General features: G+C 60.3%; 1 protein-coding gene. It reads left to right on the forward strand.

Annotation, left to right across the window (positions count from 1 at the left end):
• Window positions 1-584, forward strand: a 584-nt coding sequence (locus HUN39_RS18945; RefSeq protein ID WP_456299342.1) for a Vgb family protein, incomplete at its 5' end; no start/stop codon positions are given.
• Window positions 585-761: the final 177 nt, after the last annotated feature.

The raw sequence follows: 761 nt of genomic DNA on the forward strand, positions 1-761 counted from the left end.
CCGTCATCGGCGGAAATATGATCGGGCGTCTCGCTCCGGTGTCGGGCGAGATCAAGCTTGTATCGTCACCGACCGCAGATTCGCTTCCCTATGGCTTGGCGGTGAATTCCAAGGGCGCGCCGTTCTTCGCCGAATTCGGCTCGAACAAGATCGGACGTGTCGATCCCGAGACGATGCGGATCACGGAATTTGTCTTGCCAAATTCGCAGGCGAGGCCTCGGCGGATCGCGGTGACCAGCGACGATCTCATTTGGTATTCGGATTACCCTAGGGGCTATATCGGCAGATTGGACCCCGCGACCGGCAAGGTCGCCGAATGGCCGTCGCCTGGCGGCGGGGAATCCGGACCTTACGCGATTACGGCGGTCGACGATATCATCTGGTACGCGGAGTCGGCGGCTACGCCGAACATGCTGGTGCGATTCGATCCGAAAACCGAAACGTTCAAGAGGTGGCCCGTCCCTTCGGGCGGCGGCGTCATCCGCAATATGACACCGACGCCCGATGGCGGACTGGCGCTGGCCTGTAGCGGCGTCAACATGGTGGCGCTCGTCGAAATTGGCGGGGAAGAGCGATCCCGATGATACTGAATGGGCCAACTTAAGAGGGAATATCGCTATGTCGACTTTTGTCATGTTGACGCGCCTTAGCCCCGAGGCGGTGCGGTCGCCACAGGCGCTCGAGCAATTGGAGCGTAAGGCGATGGAGCGTGTGCGCAAAGAATGCCCCGATGTCGAATGGGTCGGCAACTACGCCATTCT

It is taken from the genome of Methylocystis silviterrae, from assembly GCF_013350005.1.
Taxonomy (GTDB): Bacteria; Pseudomonadota; Alphaproteobacteria; order Rhizobiales; family Beijerinckiaceae; genus Methylocystis; species Methylocystis silviterrae.